Consider the following 1,964-nt stretch of genomic DNA (forward strand, 5'->3'; position numbering starts at 1 on the left):
CCTGCCGCGCGAGCCGGTCCTGCATGGTCCGGGCCGCCTCCGAGGCCTGCGCACCGGAGTTCGCGATCCCCACGAGCGCGCCCTGGGCCGCGCCCGCACCCTGGCCGAGCCACACGGACCCGAGTTCGGTGATGGCGTTGTAGAGGTCGTCGGCGATCCGGGTCAGCTCGCCGCCGTGGCGGTTCCAGGTCTGCCCGATCTCCTCGGCGGAGGCGGGCACGTTGTCGACCGTCGCGAACGAGTAGAGCTGCTTCGAGTCGTGCGCGGCCCAGTTGGGCCGGGCCCCGATCGCCCGGTCGTCCCCGAAGCGGAAGCCGTCGGCCCGGCCGCGCGCCCGGTTCACGATGTCGGCGACCTCGGCGCTCTCCTGTCTGCGGACCGCGTCCACGTCCACCGGACGATCGCCCGCACCGCCGGTCTGTGTGCCGGGGCGGGCCTGGGTGCCCTCCCCGGTACCGGCCCCGTCGGTGGCTCTGTCGGAATACATGTCGCCCTCCCCCTTGCTCAGAGCTGCCCGTTGAACGACTGCGCACTGGAGGCGTCGAAGTCGTCGTAGCGACCCATCGCCTCGACGATCGCGTGTTCGGCCTGGTCGTACTGGGTGTACAGGTTGCGCAGCGCCTGCGCGTACGAGTCCCCCACACCCGCCGCACGGTCGGCGAACTTGTGTGCGATCGCCTGCCCCACCGGATTGGCCCCCAGCCTCGGCGGGGCGGCGAGGAAGTCGGTGTTCTCCAACAGCGCCGCGACCGCGTCCTTACCCGTCCGGATCTTGCTCAGCACCGCCTGTGCGGCGTCCGGATCGATGCCGACCTGACCGGTCGCCGCGGCCGCACGGAACGCGGCGGCATCCGCGTAGCTGCTGTTGCCCATCTGTTCGCTCTCCCGTCCCCAGCACATTCGGACAGCACCCACGGCGGGCACGACGCCCGACGTGGGTTCCGCGCCCGCGATCTTCGCTAAGGTTAACGCACCCGGCGCGGGGCTACGACCGATTCTCACCGTTTCGGGTTCCGTGTTCGCGCCGATTCTCCGCCGCCGATGCCTGACCGTTACGACCACGCGGAAACCTGGCCCCCCACCTACCCAGGCGGGCGACCGCGGCCGGATGGTGCCCGCACCGGGGTCGCCCGCCCGCGCCCGGTCAGGACGAATAGACGTGCGGGTCGAGCGTGCCGATGAACGGCAGGTCGCGGTAGCTCTCGGCGTAGTCCAGCCCGTAGCCGACGACGAACTCGTTCGGGATGTCGAAACCGATGTAGCGCACGGGCACGTCCACCTGCACGGCGTCCTTCTTGCGCAGGAGCGAGCAGACACCGAGCGAGGCCGGGTTGCGGCTGGCGAGGTTCTTCAGCAGCCAGGACAGCGTGAGCCCCGAGTCCACGATGTCCTCGACGATCAGCACGTCCTTGCCCGCGATGTCCTTGTCGAGATCCATCAGGATGCGCACGACCCCGGAGGAGGACGTCGAGGACCCGTAGGACGACACCGCCATGAACTCCAGCTGGGACGGGATCGGCAGGGCACGGGCGAAGTCGGTCATGAACATCACCGCGCCCTTGAGCACGCCCACGAGCACGAGGTCCGACGAACGGCCCTCGGTCGGGTAGTCCGCCGCGACCTTGGCGGCCAACTCGGCGACCTTGTCCCTGATCTGCTCCTCGGTGATGAGCACGGAGGCGATGTCGCCCTCGTACACGGTCAGCCCCCTCCTGTGGTGGATTGACGGAAGTTCAGGGCGAGCTTGTCACGCGACCGGTAGGCCTCCACCCCGCCGGGTAGGAAAACGCCGCCCTGGCCACGCCACCGGCCCATGAGCGCGTCCACCGACCGGAGGTGTCCGTCGGTCAGGTCGCCGACCCCGGCGTCCAGCAGCCAGCGCCGCAGCACCCTCCTGCGCACCGGCTCCTGCACCGGTTCGAGCGCCCCGACGAGCAGGTCCCCGCCGTCGCGGGCGCGGGCGG

The 1,964-nt window shown here is 70.6% G+C and carries 3 protein-coding genes and 1 pseudogene; all 4 read right to left on the reverse strand.

Going from position 1 to position 1,964, the window contains the following annotated elements; translation table 11 throughout:
• Positions 1 to 487 (reverse strand): annotated as a pseudogene (locus SACHA_RS0111460) (hypothetical protein); the annotation flags it as partial.
• Positions 488 to 504: 17 nt separating this feature from the next.
• Positions 505 to 873, reverse strand: a complete 369-nt coding sequence (locus SACHA_RS0111465) for a hypothetical protein (protein ID WP_007027318.1) — start codon at positions 871 to 873, stop codon at positions 505 to 507.
• Between the two features lie 271 nt (positions 874 to 1,144).
• Positions 1,145 to 1,699: a hypoxanthine phosphoribosyltransferase gene (hpt, locus tag SACHA_RS0111470; protein ID WP_019809839.1), complete on the reverse strand. Its 555-nt coding sequence runs from the start codon at positions 1,697 to 1,699 to the stop codon at positions 1,145 to 1,147.
• Between the two features lie 2 nt (positions 1,700 to 1,701).
• Positions 1,702 to 1,964: TilS substrate-binding domain-containing protein (locus tag SACHA_RS21665; protein WP_039738793.1), on the reverse strand; the 263-nt coding region annotated here is incomplete at its 5' end.

It is taken from the genome of Saccharomonospora halophila 8, from assembly GCF_000383775.1.
Lineage (GTDB): Bacteria > Actinomycetota > Actinomycetes > Mycobacteriales > Pseudonocardiaceae > Saccharomonospora > Saccharomonospora halophila.